A 25,919-nucleotide genomic window follows, 5' to 3' on the forward strand; every position below is an offset into this window, starting at 1 on the left:
TTCGCGCACCGTGCCCCGCAATGCCCCCGCGGCGGCGGCCCGGCAGCCTGCAGCCCACAATGCGCAGCACCCGCAACCGCGCCCGGAAGTCCCATGGCCCACGAACCCGAATTCGACCTCTTCGTCATCGGCGGCGGCAGCGGCGGCGTGCGCGCCGCGCGCATGGCCGCGCAGCGCGGCGCGCGCGTCGCGCTGGCCGAAGCCGCCGCCATGGGCGGCACCTGCGTCAACGTCGGCTGCATCCCGAAGAAGCTGTACGCCTACGCATCGCACTACGCGCACGACTTCGCCGATGCCGCCGGCTTCGGCTGGGACGTGGGCCAGCCGCACCTGGACTGGGCCCGGCTCAAGGCCAACCGGGCCAAGGAGATCGCGCGGCTAAACGAGGTGTACGAACGCCTGCTGTCCGAGGCCGGCGTGCAGGTGCTGCGCGGCTGGGCCGAGCTGCTGGACCGGCACACGGCCCGGGTGCGCACCGAGGCCGGGCCGCAGACGCACACGGCGCGCCACATCCTGGTGGCCACCGGCGGCACGCCGACGGTGCCGCCGATCCCGGGCGCCGAGCTGGCCGTGACCTCCGACAGCATGTTCGACCTGGAGCCGTTTCCGCGCCGGCTGGCGGTGGTGGGCGGCGGCTACATCGCCTGCGAGTTCGCCTCGATCTTCCAGGGACTGGGCGCCCAGGTGACGCTGCTGTACCGCGGCGAGCAGATCCTGCGCGGCTTCGACGACGAGGTGCGGCAGTTCATCGCCGGCGAGATGGTGCGCAGCGGCATCGACCTGCGGCTGGACACCGAGCTGCGCGGCCTGGCGCGCGCCGGCGACGGCCTCGAGCTGGAACTGGACGACGACAGCCGCCTGCAGGCCGACACCGTGCTGTTCGCCACCGGCCGCGTGCCCAACGTCAACGGCCTGGGGCTGGAGGCAGCCGGGGTGCGCCAGGGCCGGCACGGCGCGATCGAGGTCGATGCCCACTACCGGACGTCGGCGCCCTCCGTGCACGCCGTGGGCGACGTCACGGCGCGCCTGCAGCTCACGCCGGTGGCGCTGGGCGAGGCGATGGCGGTCGTCGATCACCTGTTCGGCGATGGGCGGCGGCGCATGGGCTACGAGTACATCCCCACTGCGGTCTTCACGCACCCGAACATCGCCACCGTGGGCCTGACCGAGCTGCAGGCGCGCGAGCGCTTGGGCCGCGTCACGATCTTCCGCAGCGAGTTCCGGCCGCTGCGCCACACCCTCAGCGGCAGCGGCGAGCGCTGCCTGATGAAGCTGGTGGTGGATGCCGCCAGCGACCGGGTGGTCGGCCTGCACATGGTGGGGCCGGATGCCGGCGAAGTGGTGCAGGGCTTCGCGGTGGCGATGAAGGCGGGGGCGACCAAGGCGCAGTTCGACGCCACCATCGGCATCCACCCGACCCTCGCCGAGGAGTTCGTGACGATGCGCGAGCCGGTGCGCTGAAAGCGCTTCTCCCCAAAGAAAAGCGCCGTCGCACCCGGAGGTGGACGGCGCTCACGGCCGGAAGCCGGGGCAGATCAGTTGTACGGGCGCGCGTAGCTGCGGGCCGGCGCGGCCGGCTTGGACTCCTCTTCCGGCGGCAGGTAGATGGTGGTGCGGTCGATCTTGGCATCGTAGGCCGCAAGTTCCGCGCTGGCGCTGCGAATCACCGCCCGATCGAGGGGATGGCACTGGCGCTGGCTCAGTTTCGAAAGCTGCTCGGACTTGTCGATCGTTTCGCGCACGGCGGTCGGATCCGTCATGAGAGCGAAGGGGTTCGATGCCAAGGCTGCTGTCGTCATGGGCTCACTCCTGTTCAAGTTATCGGTCGTTCCCGGGTGGGAGAGACTGTCGCCGCTGGGCCAAACTTGTAACGTCAGGGGCCTTCGTTACACCTTGTAGGACGCAGGCGCACGACCCGGACGGGCCTGGCCGAAGCGCCGCGGGCCCCTGTGCACAATAGGCACATGCCCTACATGCCGCCCTTCATCGCCCCGACTCGCCACAGCGATCCGGAAGGTGCGCTGGCCCAGGTGCGCACCATCTACGCGCAGCAGATCAACCACCTGCGCGACGCGATGCAGCGCTTCGTCGCCGGCGAGGCGCTGCCGGGCCACGTGCGGGCCTGCTATCCGTTCGTGCGCATCCAGACCGAGACGGCGGTGCCGCAGGAGGTGCTGGAGAGCCTGGGCCTGAGCTACGGCTTCGTCAGCGGTGCCGGCCGCTTCGAGACCACGCTGACCCGGCCCGACCTGTACGGCAACTACTACCTGGAGCAGTTCCGCCTGCTGCGCCAAAGCCACGGCGTGGAGCTGGAGGTCGGCACCAGCACGCAGCCGATCCCGGTGCACTTCTCGTTCGCCGAGAACGACCACATCGAAGGCTCGCTCAGCCCGCAGCGCCAGGCGCTGCTGCGCGACCAGTTCGATTTGCCCGACCTGGGTGCGATGGACGACGGCATCGCCAACGGCACCTGGCGCGCCCAACCGGGCGAGGCGCAGCCGCTGTCGCTGTTCACCGCCGCGCGGGTGGACTACTCGCTGCACCGGCTGCGCCACTACACCGGCACCGCTCCCGACTGGTTCCAGAACTTCGTGCTGTTCACCAACTACCAGTTCTACATCGACGAGTTCGTTCGCCTGGGCCACGAGGAAATGGCCCGGGCCGGCAGCGACTACAGCGCCTTCGTGGAGCCCGGCAACGTGGTGACGCGGCGCACCGGCCTGCGCCCGGGCGCGCCCGGCACGCCGCCCGAAGCCAGCTGGGGCGTGGCGCCGGCGCGCCTGCCGCAGATGCCGGCCTACCACCTGATGCGGCCCGACCACCAGGGCATCACGATGGTGAACATCGGCGTCGGCCCGGCCAATGCCAAGACCATCACCGACCACATCGCCGTGCTGCGCCCGCACGCCTGGATGATGCTGGGCCACTGCGCCGGCCTGCGCAGCAGCCAGCAGCTGGGCGACTACGTGCTGGCCCATGCCTACGTGCGCGAGGACCACGTGCTGGACGAGGAGCTGCCGGTGTGGGTGCCGATCCCGGCGCTGGCCGAGATCCAGGTGGCGCTGGAGAAGGCGGTGGCCGACGTGACCCAATGCGAGGGCGCGGCGCTCAAGCGCATCATGCGCACCGGCACCGTGGCCAGCACCGACAACCGCAACTGGGAGCTGCTGCCCGGCAACGAGCCGCAGCGCCGCTTCAGCCAGAGCCGCGCCGTGGCGCTGGACATGGAAAGCGCCACCATCGCGGCCAACGGCTTCCGCTTCCGGGTCCCCTACGGCACGCTGCTGTGCGTGAGCGACAAGCCGCTGCACGGCGAAATCAAGCTGCCCGGCATGGCCAACCACTTCTACCGCGAGCGGGTCGACCAGCACCTGCGCATCGGCATGCGCGCCGTCGAGATCCTCAGCGCCGGCGGCAGCCGCCGGCTGCACAGCCGCAAGCTGCGGGCCTTCGACGAAGTGGCGTTCCAGTAGTCCCTGCGGAATGGAGGTTCAGAGCGGACTCGTGGCGCCCGCGATCGTTCCCATCGCTTCGCCCAGCCGCACCGACTTGCTGGGGGCCCAGTCCGGCTGGAACGTGACCACGTCCTTCGGGAACAGCAGCACCACGGTGGAACCGAGCAGGAAGCGGCCCATCTCCTGGCCCTGGCGCAGCACGATGTCGCGGCCGGCGTACTCCCAGGCCCGCACCTCGCGGCTGCGCGGCGGATTCACCACCCCGTGCCAGACGGTGGCCATGCTGCCGACGATGGTGGCGCCCACCAGCACGTTGACGAAGGGACCGAAGGCGGTGTCGAACACGCAGACCACGCGCTCGTTGCGCGCGAACAGGCCGGGCACGTGCCGCGCGGTGAGCGGGTTGACCGAGAACAGCTCGCCCGGCACGTAGGCCATCTTCACCAGCCGCGCGTCGCACGGCATGTGGATGCGGTGGTAGTCCTTGGGCGCCAGGTACAGCGTGGCGAAGTGGCCGTGGTCGAACCGGCGCGCCAGTTCGGCGTCGCCCGCCAGCAGCGCGGTGGTCGAGTAGCTGTGGCCCTTGGCCTGGAAGATCTGGTCGTGCTCGATCGGCCCGAACTGGCTGATCGCGGCGTCCACGGGGCAGACCAGCGGCGCATCGGCGATCGGCCGGGCGCCCTCGCGCAGCGGCCGGGTGAAGAAGTCGTTGAAGGTGGCGTACGACTCGATGCGCGGGTCGGCCGCCTCGGCCATGTTCACCCCGTAGTGCGCGACGAAGCGCCGGATGATGGCGTGGGTCAGCGCCCCGCCGTGCAGGCCGGCCAGCTTGCCCATCAGCACCGTGAGCAGTTTCTTGGGCAGCAGGTACTGCTGCTGGATCGACAGGGGTGGGAACAAGGAGCGGCCCGGCAGGAGGAAAGCGGCGAATTCTAGGCGGCCCCGCGCGCGCCGGCGCTGCGACACAATGGCGCGCCCATGGACGCCCCCCTGCTCGATGTCGAAAGGCTCTGCAAGCGCTACGGCGAAAGCACCGTGGTGGACGGGCTGTCCTTCCACATCGCGCCGGGCGAGTGCCTGGGCATCATCGGCCCCAACGGCGCCGGCAAGACCACCACCTTGCGCATGTGCCTCGGGCTCACCGCGCCCGACGAGGGCCGCATTACCGCGCTGGGCCTGTCGATGCCGCGCGACGCCATGGCGATCAAGGCCCGCTTCGGCGTGGTCAGCCAGTTCGATTCGCTCGACCCCGATTTCAGTTGCGCCGAGAACCTGCTGGTCTATGGGCGCTACTTCGGGCTGCCGCGCGCCGCGGTGCGCGAGCGCATCCCGCGCCTGCTGGCGTTCGCCGCGCTCACCCACAAGGCCGACGCCAAGCCGGTGGAGCTGTCCGGCGGCATGCGCCGGCGCCTGTCGCTGGCCCGCGCGCTGGTCAACGACCCGCGCCTGCTGCTGCTGGACGAGCCCACCACCGGGCTCGACCCGCAGGCGCGCCACCTGATGTGGGAGCGGCTGCAACTGCTGCTGCAGCAGGGCAAGTCGATCCTGCTGACCACCCACTTCATGGACGAGGCCGAGCGCCTGTGTTCGCGCCTGCTGGTGCTGGACCACGGCCGCAAGATCGCCGAGGGCACGCCGCGCGAGCTGATCGCCCGTCACCTGGAGCCCGACGTGGTCGAGGCCTACGGCAACGGCGCGCTGGCCCTGGCCGGTTCACCCGCGCGCGCCCTGGCCGAACGGGTCGAGGTCAGCGGCGAGACCGTGTTCTTCTACACCCGCGACGCCGGCCCGCTGCTGCAGGCGCTGTCGCACGAGCCGCGATTGCGCACGCTGCACCGGCCCGCCAACCTGGAAGACCTGTTCCTCAAGCTGACGGGCCGCCAGATCCGCGAGGAGGGCTGATGCGACCCGGCCTGTGGCATCCGCCCGACCTGTCGCTGCGCTGGTGGCCGGTGTTCCTGCGCAACCTGCTGGTCTGGCGCAAGCTGGCCGTGCCCAGCCTGATCGGCAACATCGCCGAGCCGCTCATGTGGCTGCTGGCCTTCGGCTACGGCATGGGCGCGCTGGTCGGCCAGGTGCCGCTGCACGGCCAGCCGGTGCCCTACATCGTGTTCCTGGCCAGCGGCTCGGTCTGCATGAGCGCGATGAACGCGGCTTCGTTCGAGGCGCTGTATTCCGCCTTCTCGCGCATGCACGTGCAGAAGACCTGGGACGGCATCATGAACACGCCGGTGGGGCTGGACAGCGTGCTGCTGGCCGAGATGCTGTGGGCCGCCTTCAAGTCGCTGTTCACGGTCACGGCCATCCTGTTCGTGATGCTGGCCCTGGGCATCAGCCACAGCCCCAAGCTGCTGGCGGCCTGGGTGATCCTGCTGGGCGCCGGCATCACTTTTTCCAGCGTGGCGCTGATCTTCAATGCGCTGGCCCGCGGCTACGACTTCTTCACCTACTACTTCACGCTGTTCGTCACGCCGATGATGTTCCTGTCGGGCGTGTTCTTCCCGCGCGAGCAGCTGCCGGCCCCGCTGCGGCTGCTGTCCGAGGCACTGCCGCTGACCCATGCGGTGGAACTGGTGCGACCGCTGTTCATCGACCAGTGGCCGGCCGACCCGCTGCGCAACGCAGCGGTGCTGGCGGGTTATGCAGCGGCCGGCTTCTGGGCCGCGCTGGTGCTGACCCGGCGGCGCTTCGCGACCTGAACCAAGGCCTTTGCGGCCACGCTCGCGCCGGCCCTGTGGTGCAATGTCCTTTCGACCCCGCGGCCCGTCCCGACGCGGCCTGCGCCATGCCCTCTCCAACCAGCGAAAGGTCCCGATGAACAAGCTCGACAAGGTCGTTTACACCGCCCGCGCCCACACCACCGGCGGCCGCGAAGGCGGCCACTCGCGCACCGACGACGGTCGGCTCGAAGTCAACCTGAGCTCGCCCGGCGGCAAGGGCCAGGGCACCAACCCCGAACAGCTTTTCGCGGCCGGCTACTCGGCCTGCTTCATCGGCGCAATGAAGGCGGTGGCCAGCCGCCAGAAGGTCACCCTGCCGCAGGACCTTGCGATCGACGCCGAAGTCGATCTCGGCCCGGTCGGGCAGGCCTTCGGCATCGCGGTGCGGCTCAACGTCAGCCTGCCCGGCATGGAGGCCGGCCAGGCGCAGCAGCTGCTGGACGCCGCGCACCAGGTCTGTCCTTACTCGAACGCGACGCGCGGCAACATCGACGTGCAGATCAGGCTGGCCTGAAGCCGCCGCAGGGCCCCAGGGCCGCCGGCGGCGATGGCGCCGCGACCGCGGCATCTCTATCATCGGTCGGCCATGCGCCTCGCCCGCTCTCGGACGTGCACGCCAACCTCCCGGCGGTGCGCGGGCTGGACGGCTCCTCGGCCGGCCAGGCCGGTGCCGCCTGGACCCACGCCCAGCTCACGCCCGGCCAGCGCGAGTTCCTGCGCGCGCTGCCCCTCAGTGCGCGCGTGGGCGGGGCGCTGCTGGCGCATGCCAGCGCCGACGACCCGCAGGCCTGGCACTACGTCAGCCATCCCGGACGGGCCTCGGCCAGCCTCGCGGCGGCGCAGGCGGCGGGGCGACTCGCTGGTGCTGGGCGGGCACGTGCACGAGCAGCGGCTGTTCTACGAGGGCCGTGACGGGCGCCTGGCCACCTTCGAGCCGGCGCCGGGGGTGCCCGTGCCGCTGGGGTCGCATCGCCGCTGGCTGGCCACCGTGGGGTCGGTGGGCCAGCCGCGCGACGGCGACGTACGGCGCTGCAGCGCGAGCACCTGGCGCGGCTGCGGCGCTGGGCCGGGGCGCTCGAGCTGCCGAGCCATCCCGTGTCGTTCCACGTGCTGCACGCCGGCGACGTGGCGCAGGCACTGGTCGCCTTTGCCCAGGCCAACCACGCGACCCTTCTCATCCTTGGGAGCGCCACCCACGGGCTGTCGCTGCAGCGGGTGGTGCCCACGGTGCCGGTGCGCGTGGCGATGGCTGCGCCCTGCAGCGTGCTGATGGTCAAGCAGGCACTGCCCGTCTCGGCCTTGCAGGCAGGCCCGGCGCCGCCCGCCGCGCGCCCGCTGCGCTGACAATCGCGGCATGCCGGACCCGCACCCCTACCAGGCGCTCACCCCCGACCTCGTGCTCGACGCGCTGGATGCCATCGGGCTGCGCGGCGATGGCCGCCTGATGGCGCTGAGTTCGTACGAGAACCGCGTCTACCAGCTGGCGCTGGAAGAACCCTTCGAAGGCCACGCCCAGGTCGTCGCCAAGTTCTACCGCCCCGGGCGCTGGAGCGACGAGCAGATCCGCGAGGAGCACGCCTTCGCGCGCGAGCTGGCGCAGGCCGAAGTGCCCGCGGTCGCGCCGCTGGAGGTCCAGGGCAGGCTGCTGCACCACCACGGCGGCTTTGCGTTCAGCGTCAGTCCGCGCCGCGGCGGCCGCACGCCCGAGCTCGACGACGAGGAGGTGCTGGCGTGGATCGGCCGCTTCCTGGCGCGCATCCATTCGGTCGGCGAGCGCCGGCCGTTCGAGCACCGGCCCCGGCTGGACCTGGCCAGCTTCGGCCGCGAGCCGCGCGACTGGCTGCTGCAGCACGAGATCGTTCCGCTCGACGTGCAGGCGTCCTGGCGCGAGGTCTGCGACCAGGCCCTCGATGCGGTGGGCCGGGCGCTGGGCGGGGAGGACGGCAACTACGGACCCGGCTGGCGCCTGCTGCGGCTGCACGGCGACTGCCACCCGGGCAACATCCTCTGGACGCCCGACGAAGGGCCGCACTTCGTCGACCTCGACGACGCGCGCACCGGACCGGCGGTGCAGGACCTGTGGATGCTGCTGTCCGGCGAGCGGGCGCAACGCCAGCGCCAGCTCGGCGCGCTGCTGGACGGCTACGAGCAGCTGCGCGAATTCGACCGCCGCGAGCTGGCGCTGATCGAGCCGCTGCGCACGCTGCGCCTGATCCACTACAGCGCCTGGCTGGGGCGGCGCTGGGACGATCCGGCGTTCCCGGCCGCCTTTCCGTGGTTCGGCAGCAGCGACTACTGGAAGGGGCAGGTGCAGGTGCTGCAAGACCAGCTCGAAGCGATGGCCGAGCCCCCCGTGGTGGCCTGAGGCCACGCGTTCAGGGCACGACTTGCTGAGATGCGCTCGGCGCCGCGGTGCCGGCCGGCGCCGGCAGCACGGGCGCCGGCGCCAAGTGGTTGGCCGGGTCGTAGATCACGGTGCCCGTGCCGACCCCGACCCCCGCCCGCACCGGCCCGCCGCCGATCGGCACGCTGGCGCCGACGCCGACACCGCCGGTCACCTGGCCGCGCTGGTTGACGCCAACGCCGACGCCGACCGGCCCGACGCCGGTTCCCACGCCGACATTGACGCCGCCGGTGCCGCCGCCCACGCCGATCGTGACCGGGCCCACCGGCACGCCGATGCCCACGCCAACGCCCGGCGACGCGCAGCCGGCGAGCGCGGCGCAGGCCAGGGCCACTGCGAGGAGGGATGCCGCTTTCATGCGTCCATTGTGGTTGCCGCGCCGCATCGGCGCTGCCCGCCGGCTCCCCCTGTCGCGGTAGGCGCGGGGCTCAGGCCAGCAGCGCATTGACCCGCTTGACGTACGCAGCCGGGTCGTCCGGCATGCCGCCCTCGGCCAGGAGTGCCTGGTCGAACAGGATCTGCGCCAGGTCGTGGAAGTGGACCGAGCCGTCCAGCTTCCTGACCAGCGGGTGTTCGGGGTTGACTTCCAGCACCGGCTTGGCGTCGGGCACTTGCTGGCCGGCCTGCTTGAGCATGCGCGCCAGCTGCGTGCTCATGCCGCCGTCGCTGACCACCAGGCAGGCCGGCGAGTCGACCAGGCGCGAGGTGACGCGCACGTCCTCGGCCTTGTCCTTGAGCGCCTCCTTCAGCCGGGCCAGCACCGGCTTGAACGCCTCGGCCGCTTCCTCCGCCGCCTTCTTCTCGGCCTCGTCCTGCAGCTTGCCCAGATCGACGGCGCCCTTGGCCACCGACTGCAGCGGCGTGCCGTCGAACTCGTGCAGGTAGTTCAGCGCCCACTCGTCGACCCGGTCGGTCATCAGCAGCACCTCGATGCCCTTCTTGCGGAACACCTCCAGTTGCGGGCTGTTCTTCGCGGCCGCCAGCGTGTCGGCGGTGATGTAGTAGATCGCCTCCTGGCCCTCCTTCATGCGGGCCTTGTAGTCGGCGAAGGAAACGCTCACGGTATCCGACTGCGTGGAGGCGAAGCGCAGCAGCCTGGCCAGCCGCTCGCGGTTGGCGAAGTCCTCGCCCAGGCCCTCCTTGAGCACGGCGCCGAACGCGGCATAGAACTTCGCGTAGCGCGCCTTGTCTTCGGCCGATGCGCTGTCGTCCTTCTCGGCCTTGGCCATGTCCTCCAGCATGGCCAGCACCCGCTTGGTGCTGCCCTCGCGGATCGCGCGAACGTCGCGGCTTTCCTGCAGCAGCTCGCGGCTGACGTTGAGCGGCAGATCGGCCGAATCGATCACGCCGCGGACGAACCGCAGGTACACCGGCATCAGCGCCTCGGCCTCGTCCATGATGAAGACGCGCTTGACATACAGCTTCACGCCGGCGGCCTTGTCGCGGTTCCACAGGTCGAACGGCGCGTGCGCCGGGATGTACAGCAACTGCGTGTACTCGGTCGCGCCTTCCACCCGGTTGTGGCTCCAGGCCAGCGGGTCCTCGTGGTCGTGGCTGGTCTGCTGGTAGAAGGCCTTGTACTGGTCGTCCGTGACGTCCTTCTTCGGCCGGGTCCAGAGCGCGCTGGCCTGGTTGACGGTCTCCCACTCGTCGGTGAGCACCATCTCGCCGCCCTTGTTGTCCTCGCCCTCCTTCCACTCCTCCTTGTGCATCAGGATGGGCAGCGAGATGTGGTCGGAGTACTTGCCGATGATGGACTTGAGCTTCCAGGTCGAGAGGTACTCGCCGGCCTCGTCCTTCAGGTGCAGCGTGATGCTGGTGCCGCGCTGGGCGCGGGTGATCGCCTCGACCTCGAAGTCGCCGGTGCCGGTGCTGGACCAGCGCACACCCTGGTCGGCCGGCAAGCCGGCGCGGCGCGACTCGACCGTGATGCGGTCGGCCACGATGAAGCCGGAGTAGAAGCCCACGCCGAACTGGCCGATCAACTGGGCATCCGCCTTCTGGTCGCCGGTCAGGCGGCCCATGAATTCGCGCGTGCCGCTCTTGGCGATGGTGCCCAGGTTGTCGATCGCTTCCTGCTGCGACAGACCGATGCCGTTGTCAGAGATGGTGATCGTCCGGGCAGCCTTGTCGAAGCTCACCCGCACTTCCAGGTTGGGCGCGTCCTCGTACAGCGCGTTGTCGGCCAGCGCCTCGAAGCGCAGCTTGTCGCAGGCGTCGGAGGCGTTGGAGACCAGCTCGCGCAGGAAGATTTCCGGGTTCGAGTAGAGCGAATGGGTGACCAGGTGCAGGAGCTGGGCAACTTCGGCCTGAAAGGAGAGGGTTTGCTTGTTCTGGGACATGGGAGTCTTCTGGGAGCGGAGAAATCGGAAACGCGAGCACAGCTTGCGGTCGCAGCGGCGATTTTCAAGCGGCACGCTGCGGGGATGGTTTCCCCATTGCTGCAACAGCGCCAGCCGTTGCGCGTGAACTTGTCGACGGGCCGGCGCGGCACCTGCAGGGCGCGCTCGCCAGGGCAGGACGGCGGGTTGTTACAGTGCGCCGCAGTTCACGTCCCCGCCCATGTTCATCGAGCTACCCGCCTTCAGCCTGGATTTGGCCCGACCCGACCGCCCTGCCGACGCCCCTGAACGGCACCAGGCGCTCACCGTGGACCGCCAGCGCGGCGGCAAGCCCAGTTCCGCCCGGATGACACTCTCGGGTGCACGGCGCACGGGCCGGCCCGGGCCCCAGCGCATCTCTGTCAGTGGCAGGGATCCAGAAGCCTTCGCCGCCTTCACGAGCACGCCACGGCCAGGCGAGGTCGAACCCGAGCACGGCAGCACCTGTCTTGTGGCCTTTTCGCTTCATCCGACGACCGGCGACGAGCCGGCGATCAGCGGCTCGGCTGGCCGCTGATCGCCGGCAAAGAGCCGAATATCCGTCCTGAAGTCACTTGATTTGTAACAGCACCCGACAATTTCGTGGAAAAACCACGAGCTTTCGTCGCTAAACCGATGCTTCCGCTGGGATCGAGGTTGCAAAGCCAGTCACGCCTGGTTACATTCAGCTCAACCCATAGGGAATTTCCCTAGGGCTTCTAAGCAGATCAGCAACCTTGCTCAACAGGAGCGTCCTCATGAATCGATCGCACCTTGCTCGCCTGGCGGCGCTCACCCTGGCAGCCGTCGCCTGCGGCCCCAGCCTGGCCGCCGACAACACCACCCTCAACGTCTCGGCCACCGTGCAGGGCGTCTGCAAGCTGTACACCTCGGCCACCGGCGCGGCGCTGGGCGCCGGCACGCTGGCCATGGCCTTCACGCTCGACCCCTCGGTGGGCGGCGCGGCCACCCAGACCACCGACGTCTTCTACAAGTGCACCAGCGGCACGTCCGCCATCGCCATTCAGCTGGCCGGCGCCGGCTCGCCGTATGCCGGCACCCTGACGGGCACCGGAACGGCGCTCGGGAACAGCATTCCCTACTCGATCAGCTGGACCAACCCGGCCACGGCCGGCGCGGGCTTCGCGAGCGATGCGCAGTTCGTCACCCTGACCGGCACGATCGCCGCCGCCGACTACATCGCCAAACTGGCCGGGCCGTACGGTCAGAACGTCCCCCTGACGCTGACGCCGTAACAGCAACCAGCCTGCTGGCTCTGCGCGGGAAAGCACTGACTTTCCGCGTAGCGCGGCGACTGCCATGGCGATCTGCAGTTTCCAGACGGGGGCACGGCTCGCCCTCATGCTCCTGGCCTGTGCCGGCGGCGCCGCCGCCGGCCAGAGCACGACGCTGGCTGTTTCGGCCAACGTGCTGTCCAAGAGCAACTGCAAGTTCGACTCGAATGCGGTCAGCGCGCTGAACTTCAACATCGACCCCTCCTCCGCGAGCGACCTCACGGTTTCCACCACGCGCACGTTCACCTGCAACGGCAGCGCCAACCCGGCTTCGTTCTCGGTGACGGCAAGCAACGGCAACCATGCGAGTGGCGGCACGCGCCGCATGCGGCACGGCGTCACGCTGACCGCCTACCTGCCCTACACACTGTCGTTCTCGCCCGCATCCGGATCGGTCGCCAAGGGCGCATCCAGCACGCTGACGATCAGTGGCACCGTGGCGAGCGCTGACTTCCAACCGGCTCTGCTCGGCAGCTACTCGGATACAGTCACGGTCACCCTGTCTCCCTGAATTGCGTCCGTCGTGACCTTCCTGCATGACACAAGGCGGCGCGTCCGTCGCACCCTCTGGAGCCTGCTTGCCGCGGCCCTCGCGCTGTGCCAGGCGCCGGCATTCGCCGCCGAATTCTCGATCACGCCGATCCGCATCGAACTCAAGCCCGGTGTGATGAGCGAAACCGTCACCGTGATCAACCACGCGGACAAGCCGCTGCGGGTCACGGTCAAGCTCGCGGCCTGGACCCAGGACGAGCAAGGCAAGGACGTCTACACGGACAGCGCCGACCTGGTCTACTTCCCGCGCCAGCTCGACTTGCCGCCGGATTCCAAGCGGCTGGTGCGCGTCGGCTTGAAGACCCCCGCCGGGAGCACCGAGCGCGCTTACCGCCTGTTCGTCGAGGAAATCCCCGAGGTGGCGGCGATCACCCAGCCCCAGGTCAATTTCACCTTCCGCTTCGGTGTGCCGATCTTTCTGCCGCCGGTCCAGCCGCGCGCGCAGTTCGAGGTGCTCGAGCCCAAGCTGTCAGCCGGCCAGTTGTCGATCGGCGTTCGCAACGCCGGCAACCAGCATGTGCGCCTGACCAAGCTGACGATCAGCGACGGCGGCAGCTACCAGCAGGAGCTGGCCGGCTGGTACTCGCTCGCAGGAACGCAGCGCAGCTATGCCGCGAACCTCCCGGCCGACGTGTGCCGCCGGGTCAGGAAGCTGGACATCACGGTGGAAGGAAACGGCTTGCGCGTCGACCGGCAACTGCATGTCGATCCCGGCAGCTGTTCGTGATCCCTCCCCACGGACCGGCACCGCGTCCTTGCCGGGCCGCCAGCGGCCCCGCCCCGTTCCAGCGCGCTGGTTGCTGAATCTGTTGCTGGCGGCGGTCCTGCTGCCGCCGGCCACGGCCCTGTCGCAGGTCGCCGCGCCAGCCAAGGCGGCACAGCCGACGGGCGAAGAAGCGATTCTCACTGTCACGGTCAACGGCATCCCCCGGGGCGAGTTCACCCTCATCAAGCAGGTTGACGACTACTGGCTGGGCGCCGGCGAGGTGCAGCGACTCAACCTGCAGCGCCCACCGCCTCCGGCCCAGGGCGGCTACGTGTCGGTCAAGTCACTGGGCGCGCGCAGCGTCCGCTTCGACGAGGCACAGCTTGCCCTGCACCTGGAGTTCCCGGGCGAGAGCCTGCAGGGCACCCGCATCGACCTGTCCAGCCTGCCCAAGACGGTGCCGCTCAGCGAAGCCCCGCCCAGCCTGATCCTGTCGTACCGGCTGTCCAACCGTTCGGCCATGAGCGCCGGCCGGGAATGGACCGCCATCACGGACCTGAACGTGCGAACCGGACCGCTGCTGCTGCGCCAGGAGCACCGGCTCGACATCGCCGGCAGCCAGCGTCGGCTGGCGCGCGGGCGCACGCAGGCCATCCTCGACCAGCCGGCCGCCGCACGGCGCTGGATTGGCGGCGATGTCGTCTCCACAGCCGGCAACTTCGGCTCGTCCATCACGGCGGCCGGCCTGCTGGTGACGAAGATCTGGAACATGACGCCGGACGCCGTCCGGCAACCGCGCGCAGCCCTGCATGCATCGACCGTGCTTCCAGCGGAAGTCGAACTCAGCGTGGACGGCAGCACCGTCTTTCGCGGCAATGTGGGACCCGGACCGATCGAGCTGGACAACCTGATCCTCCATGGAGGCGCACGCAACCTGCGCCTGACCGTCACCGACGTCGCGGGTCGACGCCAGGTCATCGAGCAGCCGTTCCTGTTTGCCGATTCGGCGCTCGCCAAAGGCGTGCACGATTACAGCTACTTCATCGGCCGGCGCTCGGAGCTTGGCCCGGACTTTCGCTGGCGCTATCGCGAGGGCGCCTGGCAGGCCTTCCATCGCTACGGCGCCACCGACAGCCTCACCGTGTCGGCCGGCGGCGAGGGTAGCCCTGACTTCACGACGGCCGGGGTCGGAGCGACCTTGCGCAGCGACCACGCCGGCTTGCTGTCGCTCGACCTGCTGGGCCAACGACAGCGATCAGGTGGCGCTGCCGGCGGCTGGTCGGCCCGCTACGCCTACCAGACCCCGCGCTTTTCCACCCTGCTGGGCGTGCGCCAGTTCGAGCCCAACTTTCGCAGCTTCGCCATCGGCGCCGGCAGCTTTCCCCGGCGCGAGTGGCTCGCCGCCGCTTCGACCAGCTGGGGGCTGGCGACGCTCGCGGCGGAACTGACCCGGGTGGAGTCGGGGGCCGACTCCCGCTCCATCGGCACCCTGCGGCTGTATGCCAATCTCGACCGCGCGTCCCTCCTCAGTGCGGAGTGGCAGACCACGCGCAGCCGCAGCCAGCAGGATCACCGGCTGGCGCTGGTCTACCGCGCCTTCCTGGATGCCAACAACTGGGCTGGCGGTTCGGCGGAGGTCAGTTCCGGGGCCCACACCGTGACCCTGGAAACCGGACGGCACATCCCCCAGTCGGAAGGCTTTGGCTACCGGGCTGCGCTGAGCAGCACGCACCAGGCAGGGCAGGAAAGCCAGACCGCATCCCTGGCGGGCGCCCTGAACCTGCGCCCGGCGACCCTGGAGCTCGCCACGACGCAGCAGACCGGTGGCCGCGGATTCTCCGAGTTCGCCCTGTCGGGGTCGCTCGTCGCCGTCGATGGCGAGATCGGATTGACCCGCAGCGTGCACGACAGCTTCATCCTGGCTCGGCTCGGTGCGCCGCAACCGGGCATCCAGGTGATGTTGAACAACCAGGTGCAGGGCACGACCGACGACAAGGGGCGCGTGTTCATCCCCAACGTGGGCGCCTTCGATCGCCAGGAAGTGTCGGTCAACGACCGCCAGATCCCGATGACCTATCAGCTCGGCCATCGGGTCCAGCCGATTGCGCCGCCCTATCGCAGCGGCCTGCTCGTGGACTTCAAACTGCGCCGCATGCACGCGCTGGTGGGGATAGCCCGGCGCGCCCAACCTCAGGCTCCCGTGGCCTCGGCAAGCTGGTCCATGACGGCTCCCTCGGGCAAGGACGTGCTGATCGAGACCACTTCGACCGGCGACTTCTACCTGGAAGACGTCGAGGCCGGCACCTACCGGGGCACGCTGGAGGTCGACGAAAGCCGCTACGCTTGCCGCCTGACTGTGCCCGAGTTCGACGAACCGATTTATGAATCTGCGGAAGGCATCCTCTGTGAACAGGTTCGATAGATGGCTGCTGCTGGCGCTCGCACTGCCATGCGGCATCGCCCAGGCGCAGACCGTGTGCCGCTTCGACACCTCCGGCAGCCTCGGTTTCGGCGTTTACGACGTGCTTGCCACTACCCCACGCGACTCGCAGACAGATATCCACGTCACCTGCAATCGCGACAGCGGGCCCGCCAACATCAGCCTGACGATCGGGCTGGGGCCGGGCACCAACAGCACGTCGACCAGTTCCCGCAAGCTGGTGTCCGCCACCGGGACCACGCCGCTCAGCTACGAACTGTTCCAGGACAACGCGCGCACGATCCACTGGGGCAACAGTGCGGCAATCGATGCCGCCACCCGCACGCAGTTCATCCCGAACAAGACGCCGACAGCGGTCTTGTTCACCGTGTATGGCCGCATTCCCCCCCGGCAGGACGCGGTGGCCGGCACCTACGCCGATTCGGTGCAGGTGAACCTGACGCCCTGAGGCCTGTCACTCCTCAGTTCGCGACGGCCACCTGGGCGGGCCACCGGTAGCGGCCGGGTGCGACCGACCCGGCGAGCCAGACCCGGAAGCGCAGCTCGACCTGCAACTGCCCCGGGCTCGGGGTCAGCAGCACTTGACCGCCTTCCGGGCCGAGGTGAAGCGCCGCAGGCAGTCCCTGGACGTCCATGCCCGAGACCCATTCACCCTCCAAGGTGAAGCGCAGCATCAGGGCACGCAGGCTGTTGCTGCGCACTGTGAGCGACAGGGGCGCCGGCACGTCCACGTAGCCACGCGAGACGTCGCCGGTGCTGATCTCCAGCGCTGTCGGTTGCGAGCGAAGTTCGATGCTGGCGCTAGGCAGCAGCACGGCGCTGACGCCCAGGGTGGCCGCCCAGCCCGGAGCGCCGAACCCCATGGCCGCTGCCAGTGCCACGCAAAGCGCAACCCGCCGCACCCGCTTCCCCTGTCATGATCCTGATCGGGACCATGCTAGGAAGCCCGCCATGGGCGAGCGTAGGGAGATGGGCCGAGCCCATGCGGTGATTTCCCCGGCAGCTCGTAAGCCAACGACCTAGGCGACCGAAGCGTCAGAACGTCTCGCCTTCCCCCAAGTACCGCCACATCCCCAGCGGCAACTCCCCCAGCCGCACGCGCCCGATGCGCACGCGCTTGAGGCCGACCACCTTCAAGCCGACCAGCTCGCACATGCGCCGGATCTGGCGCTTGCGGCCTTCGGTCAGGACGAAGCGCAGCTGCTCGGGGTTCTGCCATTCCACGCCGGCCGGCTTGAGCGCGCGGCCGTCGAGCGACAGGCCGTGGCGCAGGCGCGCCAGTTGCGCGGCCGGGAACGCCGCCTGCACGTCGCGCGCCACCTCGCCGTAGCTCACGCGCACCAGGTACTCCTTGTCGATGGTGGAGTCCTCGCCGATCAGCTGGCGCGCCACGCGGCCGTCCTGCGTCAGCACCAGCAGGCCGGTCGAGTCGATGTCGAGCCGGCCGGCCGGCGCCAGGCCGCGCAACTGCGCCGGCGCGAAGCGGTGCGCTGAGCGGTCGCCGCTCCAGTGGCTGCGCGCCTGCACCAGCGCGGCCGCCGGCTGGTAGCCATCCTCGGCCTGGCCGCTGACGTAGCCCACCGGCTTGTGCAGCAGGATGGTGACCTGCTGCTGCTGCTGGCCGCGCGCGCGCGGGTCGACCTCGATGCGCGCCTGCGGCCCCACCTGCAGGCCCATCGGCGCGACCTGGCCATCGACGCGCACCCAGCCGCGCCCGATCCAGTCGTCGGCTTCGCGGCGGGAGCACAGGCCGAGTTCGGCCATGCGCTTGTTCAGTCGGGTGGTGGCGGGGCCGGTGGCGTCGGGCATGGGGCCGCGATTATCGGGTGGCCGCCGGCGCGCCACGGCCGCTGCTGCGCAGGGCCTCCAGATCCAGGATGCGCACGCCGCCGTACTCGATGCGGATGGCGCCCTGCGCCTGCAGCTCGCCCAGCGCCTCGTTGACCCGCTGCCTGGACAGGCCGACCAGGTAGGCCAGTTCCTGCTGCGTGATGCGCAGCAGCTCGCCGACGCCGGGGTACAGCACCGGGTTGAACAGCGCGGCCAGGCTGCGCGCCACCCGCAGTTCGGGGCTGGCCATGCGGTCGATCTCCAGCGCCGCGATGAACTGCGCGAGCCGCTCGTTCAGCTGGTTCATCACGAAGCGGTTGAAGCCGATCGAATGGTCCAGCAGCCAGTGGAAGGTGTCGACCGGCAGCCCGGCCACCACGCTGTTGCGCAGCGGCTGAATGTTGTAGCGGTAGTCCTCGCGCTTGAGGGCGGTCCCCTCGCCGAACCAGCCGCCGGGCGGCACCCCGGTGAAGGTCATGGTCTGGCCCTGCTCGCTGTCGGTGCTCATCTTCAGCAGGCCCTCGATCACGCCGAACCAGTAGGTCACCGGGCGGCCGACGCGGCAGACGAAATCGCCGGGCCGGGCATCTCCCACCGTGATCTGGCTGACCGCCCGCTCGTACTCCGGCGCCTGCAGCAGATGCAGCCAGGGAATGCCGGCCAGTTCGGCAGGCGTGGGGCGCCGGCGGCGCTGGTGCAGCGGGAGCTGGTCGGCCTTCATGCGGGAAAACACCCTCAAGGGAATTCCCGGAAATTGTCGTTGCAAAGACAAGCCGGCGTCAAAGTGGCTTCTACCATTCGCGCCATTCAGCCCGGCATCCGCCGGTGCGAGGACCCGGATGGACACCACCTTCCCCCGCCTGCTGCTCCAGCACGCCGCCCAGCGCCCGGCCGCGCCGGCCATGCGCGAGAAGGAATACGGCATCTGGCAAAGCTTCGACTGGTCGGCGCTGGCGCGGCTGGTCGAGCACCTCGCCTGCGGCCTGCACGAAGCCGGGCTGCGCCGTGGCGAGCACATGGTCGTGATCGGCGCCAACCGCCCGCGCCTGTACGCCACCATGCTGGCCGCGCAGTCGCTCGGCGCCATCCCGGTGCCGCTGTACCAGGACGCGGCGGCCGCCGAGTGCGTGTTTCCCATCACCAATGCCGAGGTGCGCTTCGCCTTTGCCGAGGACCAGGAGCAGGTCGACAAGCTGCTGGAGATCCGCCCGCAGTGCCCGCTGCTGCAGGCGATCTGGTACGACGACCCGCGCGGCTTGCGCAACTACACCGAGCCGGGCCTGGCCTCGCTCGACCAGCTGGCGCAGGCCGGCGAAGCGTTCGCGAGTCGCCACCCCGGCTTCTTCAAGGCCGAGGTGGACCGGGCCACGCCCGACGACGTGGCCTCGATGTTCTTCACCTCCGGCACCACCGGCAACCCGAAAGGCGTGGTGCACACGCACCGCACGCTGCTCGACCGCGCCAAGGCCGGCGCCGACTTCGACAGGCTGACCGAACGCGAGGAGGTGCTGGCCTACCTGCCGCCGGCCTGGATCGGCCAGAACATCTTCAGCTATGCCCAGTGGCTGGCCTGCGGCTACGTGGTCAACTGCCCGGAGTCGGGCAGCACGGTGATGATCGACCTCAAGGAGATCGGCCCCACCTACTACTTCGCGCCGCCGCGCGTGTTCGAGGGCCTGCTGACCACGGTGATGATCCGCATGGAGGATGCCGGCGCGCTCAAGCGGAGCATGTTCCACGCCTTCATGAAGCTGGCGCGCCGGGTCGGCCCGGCGCTGATGGACCGCCAGCCGGTCGGGCTGGCCGACCGGCTGCTGTACCGGCTGGGCGACGCCATGGTCTACGGCCCGTTGCGCAACAACCTGGGCTTCTCGCGGGTGCGCGTGGCCTACACGGCCGGCGAGGCGATCGGGCCCGACCTGTTCAGCTTCTACCGCTCGATCGGCATCAACCTCAAGCAGCTGTACGGCTCCACCGAGACCGCGGTGTTCGTCTGCCTGCAGCCGGACGACCAGGCCCGGGCCGACACCGTGGGCGTGCCGATCCAGGGCGTGGAGATCAAGGTGGCCGACAACGGCGAGATCCTGGTGCGCTCGCCCGGGCTGCTCAAGGGCTACTACAAGAACCCGCAGGCCACGGCCGAGGTGCTGACCAACGACGGCTGGTACCACACCAGCGACGCCGGCTTCATCGACGGCCAGGGCCACCTGAAGATCATCGACCGCGTCAAGGACGTCGGCCGCATCAAGGGCGGTGCCAGCGACGGCGCCATGTTCGCGCCCAAGTACGTGGAGAACAAGCTCAAGTTCTTCCCGCACATCAAGGAAGCGGTGGCCTACGGCGACGGCCGCGAGAAGGTCTGCGTGATGGTCAACATCGACTTCGAGGCGGTGGGCAACTGGGCCGAGCGGCGCAACCTGCCCTACGCCGGCTACACCGACCTGGCGCAAAAGCCCGAGGTGTACGGCCTGATCAAGGAATGCGTCGAGAAGGTCAACGCCGACCTCGCGGCCGACGAGAAGCTGGCCGGCTCGCAGATCAGCCGCTTCCTGGTGCTGCACAAGGAGCTGGACGCCGACGACGGCGAGCTGACCCGAACCAACAAGGTCCGCCGCGGCTTCATCGCCGAGAAGTACCAGGCGCTGGTGGACGCCCTGTACGCCGGCAGGACCGAACAGTACGTGGAGACGCAGGTGAAATTCGAGGACGGCCGCACCGGCAAGGTGAGCGCGACGCTGAAGATCGCGGACGCGCGCACCTTCGAGCCGGTCCAGGTGGCGGCATGAACATGATGACCGACGTGGCGTCCGTGCTGGTGCAGGAACAGGAGCCCGAGCAGGCCGCCGCCCCGGCGCGCAAGCTCGGCGACGTGATCCTCGAGGTGCGCAACATCTCGCTGTCGTTCGGCGGGGTGAAGGCGCTGACCGACATCTCGTTCGACGTCCGCGAGCACGAGATCCGCGCCATCATCGGCCCCAACGGCGCCGGCAAGAGCTCCATGCTCAACTGCATCAACGGCGTGTACCAGCCACAGCAGGGCAGCATCACCTTCCGCGGCCGGACCTTCAGCCACATGAAAAGCCGGCAGGTGGCGGAGATGGGCTTTGCCCGCACCTTCCAGAACCTGGCCCTGTTCAAGGGCATGAGCGTGCTGGACAACATCATGACCGGCCGCAACCTGCGCATCCGCAGCAACCTGCTGCTGCAGGCGCTGCGCATCGGGCCGGCCGAGCGCGAGGAGATCCGCCACCGCGAGTACGTCGAGCGGATCATCGACTTCCTGGAGATCCAGGCGTACCGCAAGACCCCGGTGGGCCAGCTGCCCTACGGCCTGCAAAAGCGCGTCGACCTCGGCCGCGCGCTGGCGATGGAGCCGCAGGTGCTGCTGCTGGACGAGCCGATGGCCGGCATGAACCTGGAGGAAAAGCAGGACATGTGCCGCTTCGTGCTGGACGTGAATGACGAGTTCGGCACCACGGTGGTGCTGATCGAGCACGACATGGGGGTGGTGATGGACATCTCCGACCGCGTGGTGGTGCTGGACTACGGCAAGAAGATCGGCGATGGCGCGCCCGACGAAGTGCGCAGCAACCCCGACGTGATCAACGCCTACCTGGGCACCGCGCATTAAGGGAACCGAGACGCAATGGGATTCTTCCTCGAGACCCTGCTGGGCGGCCTGATGGCCGGCATGCTGTATTCGCTGGTGGCGCTGGGCTTCGTGCTCATCTTCAAGGCCTCCGGCGTCTTCAACTTCGCCCAGGGCGCGATGGTGCTGTTCGGCGCCCTGGCCATGGCGCGCTTTGCCGAATGGATCCCGGGCTGGACCGGCATCGAGAGCAAGCTGGTCGCCAACGTGGCGGCGTTCATGGTGGCCGGGGCCATCATGTTCGCGGTGGCCTGGCTGGTGGAGCGGCTGGTGCTGCGCCACCTGGTCAACCAAGAAGCGGCCACCCTGCTGATGGCGACGCTGGGCATCGCCTACTTTCTGGAGGGCGTCGGCCAGACGCTGTTCGGCAGCAACATCTACAAGATCGACATCGGCATGCCCAAGGATCCGGTGATCGCGTTCGACCAGGTGTTCGAGGGCGGCATCCTGATCAACAAGGAAGACCTGATCGCCGCTCTGATCGCCGCCGCGCTGGTGGCGCTGCTGACGGTGTTCTTCCAGAAGACCTCGACCGGCCGGGCGCTGCGCGCGGTGGCCGACGACCACCAGGCGGCCCAGTCGATCGGCATTCCGCTGTCGCGCATCTGGGTCATCGTCTGGTGCGTGGCCGGCATCGTGGCCCTGGTGGCCGGGATGATCTGGGGCAGCAAGCTGGGCGTGCAGTTCTCGCTGACCACGGTGGCGCTGCGCGCACTGCCGGTGCTGATCCTGGGCGGGCTGACCTCGGTGCCGGGCGCCATCATCGGCGGGCTGATCATCGGCGTCGGCGAGAAGCTGTCCGAGGTCTACATCGGCCCGCTGGTGGGCGGCGGCATCGAGATCTGGTTCGCCTACGTGCTGGCCCTGGGCTTCCTGCTGATCCGCCCGCAGGGGCTGTTCGGCGAAAAGATCATCGATCGAGTGTGACGGCCGGAGTTCGAGCCATGCTTTACAGAGAAAACGGCCAGTTCAAGACCAGCTACCGCGCCGACCAGCAGATCTTCCCGATCCAGCAGGACCGCATCTTCATCGGCCTGCTGCTGGCGGTGGCCTTCGTCGTGGTGCCGGGGCTGGCCAGCGACTACCTGTTCCGCGCCATCCTGATCCCGTTCCTGATCATGGCGCTGGCGGCGCTGGGCGTGAACATCCTGGTCGGCTACTGCGGCCAGATCTCGCTCGGCTCGGGCGCCTTCATGGCGGTGGGCGCCTACGGCGCCTACAACTTCTTCGTGCGCATCCCCGGCATGCCGCTGGTGCCGGCGATCCTGCTCGGCGGACTGTGCGCCACCGCCTTCGGCATCCTGTTCGGCCTGCCCAGCCTGCGCGTCAAGGGCCTGTACCTCGCGGTGGCCACGCTGGCGGCGCAGTTCTTCTCCGACTGGATGTTCCTGCGGGTGAAGTGGCTGCTGAACGACTCGCCCTCCGGTTCGGTCGGCGTGACCAACCTGCAGGTGCTGGGCTGGCCGATCGACAGCGCGGCGAGCCGGTACTGGTTCTGCCTGGTGTTCCTGGTGGTCATGGCCCTGCTCGCCAAGAACCTGGTGCGCAGCGCCATCGGCCGCGAATGGATGGCCATCCGCGACATGGACGTCGCCGCCGCGGTGATCGGCATCCGCCCGATGTACGCCAAGCTCAGCGCGTTCGCGGTCAGCTCCTTCGTCGTCGGCGTGGCCGGCGCGCTGTGGGCCTTCGTCTACCTCGGCACCTGGGAGCCGGCCGCGTTCTCGGTGGACCTGTCGTTCCGCCTGCTGTTCATGGTGATCATCGGCGGTCTGGGCTCGATCATGGGCGCCTTCTTCGGCGCGGCCTTCATCGTGGTGCTGCCGATCGTGCTCAACCAGGTGCTGCCGCTGCTCGCATCGCTGGTCGGCGTCGAGTTCTCGACCACCGCCGTGTCGCATGCCGAACTGATGATCTTCGGCGCGCTGATCGTCTGGTTCCTGGCGGTGGAGCCGCACGGCCTGGCCCGGCTGTGGTCCACCGGCAAGCAGAAGTTGCGGCTGTGGCCCTTCCCCCATTGATCGCGCGGATGCAAGCCAACGCCTTGCTCGCATTCACCGATGCGCCGGCAATCCGTCCCGGTTCCACTGACGCTTCCCGTTCGCTTCACCTCAGAAGGAGACATCCCATGAAGCTTCGTTCCCTCCTCGCGGCCGCCCTCGTGGCCGGCACCGCGCTGGCTTCGGCCCCCGCGGCGATCGCCCAGGCCAAGGAGCAGTTCTTCCCGCTGCTGTCCTACCGCACCGGGCCCTACGCGCCCAACGGCACGCCCTGGGCCAACGGCAAGCAGGACTACCTGAAGATGGTGATGGCGCGCGACGGCGGCATCAACGGCGTCAAGCTCACCTGGGAAGAGTGCGAGACCGGCTACGCGACCGACCGTGGCGTCGAGTGCTACGAGCGCCTCAAGAGCCGCCCGGGCGTGACGCTGTTCGACCCGCAGTCCACCGGCATCACCTTCGCGCTGACCGACAAGGCCCTGCACGACAAGATCCCGCTGCTCACGCTGGGATACGGCCTGTCGATCTCGGCCGACGGCATGGCGTTCCCCTGGAACTTCGAGCTCATGGGCAGCTACTGGACCGGTGCCGACATCCTGGTGCAGCACCTGGGCAAGAAGGAAGGCGGGCTGGACAAGCTCAAGGGCAAGAAGATCGCCCTCGTCTACCACGACTCGCCGTTCGGCAAGGAGCCGATTCCGCTGCTGCAGGAGCGCGCGCGCATGCACGGCTTCGACCTGTCGCTGATTCCGGTCACCGCCCCTGGCGTGGAGCAGAAGGCCGCGTGGCTGCAGGTGCGCCAGCAGCGTCCGGATTACGTGTTCCTCTGGGGCTGGGGCGTGATGAACTCCACCGCCCTGAAGGAAGCGCAGGCCACCGGCTACCCGCGCGAGAAGATGTACGGCGTGTGGTGGGCCGGGGCCGAGCCTGACGTCAAGGACGTGGGCGCGGGCGCCAAGGGCTACAACGCGCTGGCGCTCAACCCCAGCAGCCAGCAACCCAAGGTGATCCAGGACATCCTGAAGTACGTGCACGACAAGGGCCAGGGCACCGGGCCGAAGGATGAAGTCGGCCACGTGCTGTACACCCGCGGCGTGATCATCCAGATGCTCAGCCACGAAGCGGTGCGGCGCGCGCAGGAGCGTTTCGGCAAGGGCAAGGTGATGACCCCCGAGCAGGTGCGCTGGGGCCTGGAGAACCTGAACCTCGACCAGAAGCGGCTCGACGCGCTCGGCTTCAATGGCGTGATGCGGCCGCTGTCCACCAGCTGCACCGACCACCAGGGCTCCACCTGGGCCCGCATCCACACCTGGGACGGCAGCAAGTGGAACTTCTCGAGCGACTGGTACCAGGCCGACGAGCAGATCCTCAAGCCGATGGTCAAGGCCGGCGCCGAGAAGTACCTCGCCGACAAGAAGCTCCAGCGCCGCAATGCGTCGGAGTGCCAGTCCGCGGGCTGACGGCGACGTACCGTTCCCCTCCCGCCCGGCGGGATGGGGGAGCGCGGCGGCTCTGGTGAGCCGCCAATCGAAAGGCCCGGCGCCTTTCGATTGGTGAAGACAACATGGCCACATCCAACATCGTTCTGAACGTCAACGGCATCGAGGTCATCTACAACCACGTGATCCTGGTGCTCAAGGGCGTCTCGCTGCAGGTGCCCGAGGGCGGCATCGTCGCCCTGCTGGGCGGCAACGGTGCCGGCAAGACCACCACGCTGCGCGCCGTCTCCAACCTGCTCAAGGGCGAGCGCGGCGAGGTGACCAAGGGATCGATCGAGCTGCGGGGCGAGCGCATCGAGAACCTGTCGCCGGCCGAGCTGGTGCGGCGCGGCGTGGTGCAGGTGATGGAGGGGCGCCACTGCTTCGCCCACCTGACCATCGAGGAGAACCTGCTGACCGGCGCCTACACGCGCGCCAGCAAGTCCGAGGTCGCAGCCAACCTGGAGAAGGTCTATGCCTACTTCCCGCGCCTGAAGACGCGGCGGACCTCGCAGGCGGCCTACACCTCGGGCGGCGAGCAGCAGATGTGCGCCATCGGCCGGGCGCTGATGGCCAATCCGCGCATGGTGCTGCTGGACGAGCCCTCGATGGGCCTGGCGCCGCAGATCGTCGAGGAGGTGTTCGAGATCGTGAAGGACCTCAACGCCAAGGAAGGGGTCACCTTCCTGCTGGCCGAGCAGAACACCAACATGGCGCTGAAGTACTCCAGCTACGGCTACATCCTGGAGAGCGGCCGCATCGTCATGGACGGCCCGGCCCAGGAGCTGGCGCGCAACGAGGACGTCAAGGAGTTCTACCTGGGCATGGGCGGCGGCGAGCGCAAGAGCTTCCGCGACGTCAAGAGCTACAAGCGGCGCAAGCGCTGGCTGGCATGACTCCCCCCCGAAGCGCCTTCGGCGCCTCCCCCCAAAGGGGGCGCCACCAGCGGCCCGGCGGAGCCGGTTCCGCGGTGGCACTGGAAGGCGGCCGCGGGCATCGCTGCCGTGCAGGTGGCGTGCCGGCAGTGGAG

At 69.2% G+C, this 25,919-nt stretch carries 27 protein-coding genes; 20 read left to right on the forward strand and 7 right to left on the reverse strand.

Annotation, left to right across the window (positions count from 1 at the left end; translation table 11 throughout):
* The first annotated feature begins 93 nt into the window (after positions 1–93).
* Positions 94–1,461, forward strand: coding sequence for a glutathione-disulfide reductase (gene gorA / locus PE066_RS09515; RefSeq protein ID WP_271236309.1), 1,368 nt, complete (start codon positions 94–96; stop codon positions 1,459–1,461).
* 74 nt (positions 1,462–1,535) lie between these two features.
* Here the strand turns inward: gorA and PE066_RS09520 are convergent, their stop codons facing one another.
* Positions 1,536–1,799, reverse strand: coding sequence for a hypothetical protein (locus tag PE066_RS09520; protein WP_271236310.1), 264 nt, complete (start codon positions 1,797–1,799; stop codon positions 1,536–1,538).
* 165 nt (positions 1,800–1,964) lie between these two features.
* On the opposite strand from PE066_RS09520, the gene PE066_RS09525 reads away from it, so the two are divergent.
* Positions 1,965–3,473, forward strand: coding sequence for an AMP nucleosidase (locus tag PE066_RS09525; protein ID WP_271236311.1), 1,509 nt, complete (start codon positions 1,965–1,967; stop codon positions 3,471–3,473).
* An 18-nt stretch (positions 3,474–3,491) separates the two neighbouring features.
* Here the strand turns inward: PE066_RS09525 and asd are convergent, their stop codons facing one another.
* Entirely contained in the window at positions 3,492–4,292 is an 801-nt protein-coding gene (gene asd, locus PE066_RS09530) for an archaetidylserine decarboxylase (protein ID WP_271236541.1), read from the reverse strand.
* A 141-nt stretch (positions 4,293–4,433) separates the two neighbouring features.
* Here asd and PE066_RS09535 point away from each other — a divergent pair, with 141 nt between their 5' ends.
* The 6 genes from PE066_RS09535 to PE066_RS09560 all read left to right on the forward strand — a co-directional run bounded on the left by PE066_RS09535 (position 4,434) and on the right by PE066_RS09560 (position 8,540).
* Positions 4,434–5,357 carry an ATP-binding cassette domain-containing protein gene (locus tag PE066_RS09535; RefSeq protein ID WP_271236312.1) on the forward strand — a complete coding sequence of 308 codons (924 nt, stop codon included), beginning with the start codon at positions 4,434–4,436 and terminating at the stop codon, positions 5,355–5,357.
* A complete protein-coding gene (locus PE066_RS09540) occupies positions 5,357–6,154 on the forward strand; it encodes an ABC transporter permease (RefSeq protein ID WP_271236313.1) in 798 nt (265 codons plus the stop codon). The genes PE066_RS09535 and PE066_RS09540 overlap by 1 nt, the downstream gene beginning before the upstream one ends.
* A gap of 115 nt (positions 6,155–6,269) precedes the next feature.
* On the forward strand, positions 6,270–6,689 hold the full coding sequence (locus tag PE066_RS09545) for an organic hydroperoxide resistance protein (protein ID WP_271236314.1): 420 nt from the start codon (positions 6,270–6,272) through the stop codon (positions 6,687–6,689).
* A gap of 95 nt (positions 6,690–6,784) precedes the next feature.
* Positions 6,785–7,087, forward strand: coding sequence for a hypothetical protein (locus tag PE066_RS09550; protein ID WP_271236315.1), 303 nt, complete (start codon positions 6,785–6,787; stop codon positions 7,085–7,087).
* Between the two features lie 141 nt (positions 7,088–7,228).
* A complete protein-coding gene (locus PE066_RS09555; protein ID WP_336298462.1) occupies positions 7,229–7,519 on the forward strand; it encodes a universal stress protein in 291 nt (96 codons plus the stop codon).
* A 10-nt stretch (positions 7,520–7,529) separates the two neighbouring features.
* Entirely contained in the window at positions 7,530–8,540 is a 1,011-nt protein-coding gene (locus tag PE066_RS09560; RefSeq protein ID WP_271236316.1) for a serine/threonine protein kinase, read from the forward strand.
* A gap of 10 nt (positions 8,541–8,550) precedes the next feature.
* On the opposite strand, the gene PE066_RS09565 is transcribed toward PE066_RS09560, so the two are convergent.
* Complete coding sequence (locus PE066_RS09565; protein ID WP_271236317.1) at positions 8,551–8,937, reverse strand: hypothetical protein; 387 nt, start codon at positions 8,935–8,937, stop codon at positions 8,551–8,553.
* Positions 8,938–9,007: 70 nt separating this feature from the next.
* Entirely contained in the window at positions 9,008–10,921 is a 1,914-nt protein-coding gene (htpG, locus tag PE066_RS09570; RefSeq protein WP_271236318.1) for a molecular chaperone HtpG, read from the reverse strand.
* A 220-nt stretch (positions 10,922–11,141) separates the two neighbouring features.
* Between htpG and PE066_RS09575 the strand changes: the two genes are divergently transcribed.
* The 6 genes from PE066_RS09575 (at position 11,142) to PE066_RS09600 (ending at position 16,380) form a co-directional block, all read left to right on the forward strand.
* Positions 11,142–11,477: a hypothetical protein gene (locus PE066_RS09575; protein ID WP_271236319.1), complete on the forward strand. Its 336-nt coding sequence runs from the start codon at positions 11,142–11,144 to the stop codon at positions 11,475–11,477.
* A gap of 220 nt (positions 11,478–11,697) precedes the next feature.
* Positions 11,698–12,195, forward strand: coding sequence for a hypothetical protein (locus tag PE066_RS09580; protein WP_271236320.1), 498 nt, complete (start codon positions 11,698–11,700; stop codon positions 12,193–12,195).
* A 64-nt stretch (positions 12,196–12,259) separates the two neighbouring features.
* Positions 12,260–12,745, forward strand: coding sequence for a spore coat protein U domain-containing protein (locus PE066_RS09585; RefSeq protein WP_271236321.1), 486 nt, complete (start codon positions 12,260–12,262; stop codon positions 12,743–12,745).
* Positions 12,746–12,757: 12 nt separating this feature from the next.
* Positions 12,758–13,513: a fimbrial biogenesis chaperone gene (locus PE066_RS09590; RefSeq protein ID WP_271236322.1), complete on the forward strand. Its 756-nt coding sequence runs from the start codon at positions 12,758–12,760 to the stop codon at positions 13,511–13,513.
* 70 nt (positions 13,514–13,583) lie between these two features.
* Complete coding sequence (locus tag PE066_RS09595; RefSeq protein WP_271236323.1) at positions 13,584–15,914, forward strand: fimbria/pilus outer membrane usher protein; 2,331 nt, start codon at positions 13,584–13,586, stop codon at positions 15,912–15,914.
* Positions 15,898–16,380 carry a Csu type fimbrial protein gene (locus PE066_RS09600; protein WP_271236324.1) on the forward strand — a complete coding sequence of 161 codons (483 nt, stop codon included), beginning with the start codon at positions 15,898–15,900 and terminating at the stop codon, positions 16,378–16,380. The genes PE066_RS09595 and PE066_RS09600 overlap by 17 nt, the downstream gene beginning before the upstream one ends.
* 13 nt (positions 16,381–16,393) lie before the next feature.
* Here the strand turns inward: PE066_RS09600 and PE066_RS09605 are convergent, their stop codons facing one another.
* The 3 genes from PE066_RS09605 to PE066_RS09615 all read right to left on the reverse strand — a co-directional run bounded on the left by PE066_RS09605 (position 16,394) and on the right by PE066_RS09615 (position 18,483).
* Positions 16,394–16,813, reverse strand: coding sequence for a hypothetical protein (locus PE066_RS09605; RefSeq protein ID WP_271236325.1), 420 nt, complete (start codon positions 16,811–16,813; stop codon positions 16,394–16,396).
* Between the two features lie 154 nt (positions 16,814–16,967).
* Positions 16,968–17,741, reverse strand: a complete 774-nt coding sequence (locus PE066_RS09610) for a pseudouridine synthase (RefSeq protein ID WP_271236326.1) — start codon at positions 17,739–17,741, stop codon at positions 16,968–16,970.
* Positions 17,742–17,751: 10 nt separating this feature from the next.
* The gene (locus PE066_RS09615) at positions 17,752–18,483 is read right to left on the reverse strand and encodes a Crp/Fnr family transcriptional regulator (RefSeq protein WP_271236543.1); all 732 of its coding nucleotides are present in this window, start codon (positions 18,481–18,483) and stop codon (positions 17,752–17,754) included.
* Between the two features lie 118 nt (positions 18,484–18,601).
* On the opposite strand from PE066_RS09615, the gene PE066_RS09620 reads away from it, so the two are divergent.
* The 6 genes from PE066_RS09620 (at position 18,602) to PE066_RS09645 (ending at position 25,785) form a co-directional block, all read left to right on the forward strand.
* Positions 18,602–20,548 (forward strand): AMP-dependent synthetase/ligase, encoded by a 1,947-nt coding sequence (locus tag PE066_RS09620; protein ID WP_271236327.1) that lies wholly within the window; start codon positions 18,602–18,604, stop codon positions 20,546–20,548.
* 5 nt (positions 20,549–20,553) lie between these two features.
* A complete protein-coding gene (locus PE066_RS09625) occupies positions 20,554–21,393 on the forward strand; it encodes an ABC transporter ATP-binding protein (RefSeq protein WP_271236544.1) in 840 nt (279 codons plus the stop codon).
* A 15-nt stretch (positions 21,394–21,408) separates the two neighbouring features.
* On the forward strand, positions 21,409–22,338 hold the full coding sequence (locus PE066_RS09630; RefSeq protein WP_271236328.1) for a branched-chain amino acid ABC transporter permease: 930 nt from the start codon (positions 21,409–21,411) through the stop codon (positions 22,336–22,338).
* Positions 22,339–22,355: 17 nt separating this feature from the next.
* The gene (locus PE066_RS09635) at positions 22,356–23,432 is read left to right on the forward strand and encodes a branched-chain amino acid ABC transporter permease (protein WP_271236329.1); all 1,077 of its coding nucleotides are present in this window, start codon (positions 22,356–22,358) and stop codon (positions 23,430–23,432) included.
* A 107-nt stretch (positions 23,433–23,539) separates the two neighbouring features.
* The gene (locus tag PE066_RS09640; protein WP_271236330.1) at positions 23,540–24,871 is read left to right on the forward strand and encodes an ABC transporter substrate-binding protein; all 1,332 of its coding nucleotides are present in this window, start codon (positions 23,540–23,542) and stop codon (positions 24,869–24,871) included.
* A gap of 104 nt (positions 24,872–24,975) precedes the next feature.
* Positions 24,976–25,785, forward strand: a complete 810-nt coding sequence (locus tag PE066_RS09645) for an ABC transporter ATP-binding protein (protein WP_271236331.1) — start codon at positions 24,976–24,978, stop codon at positions 25,783–25,785.
* Positions 25,786–25,919: the final 134 nt, after the last annotated feature.

This window comes from Ramlibacter tataouinensis (assembly GCF_027941915.1).
Lineage (GTDB): Bacteria > Pseudomonadota > Gammaproteobacteria > Burkholderiales > Burkholderiaceae_C > Ramlibacter > Ramlibacter tataouinensis_C.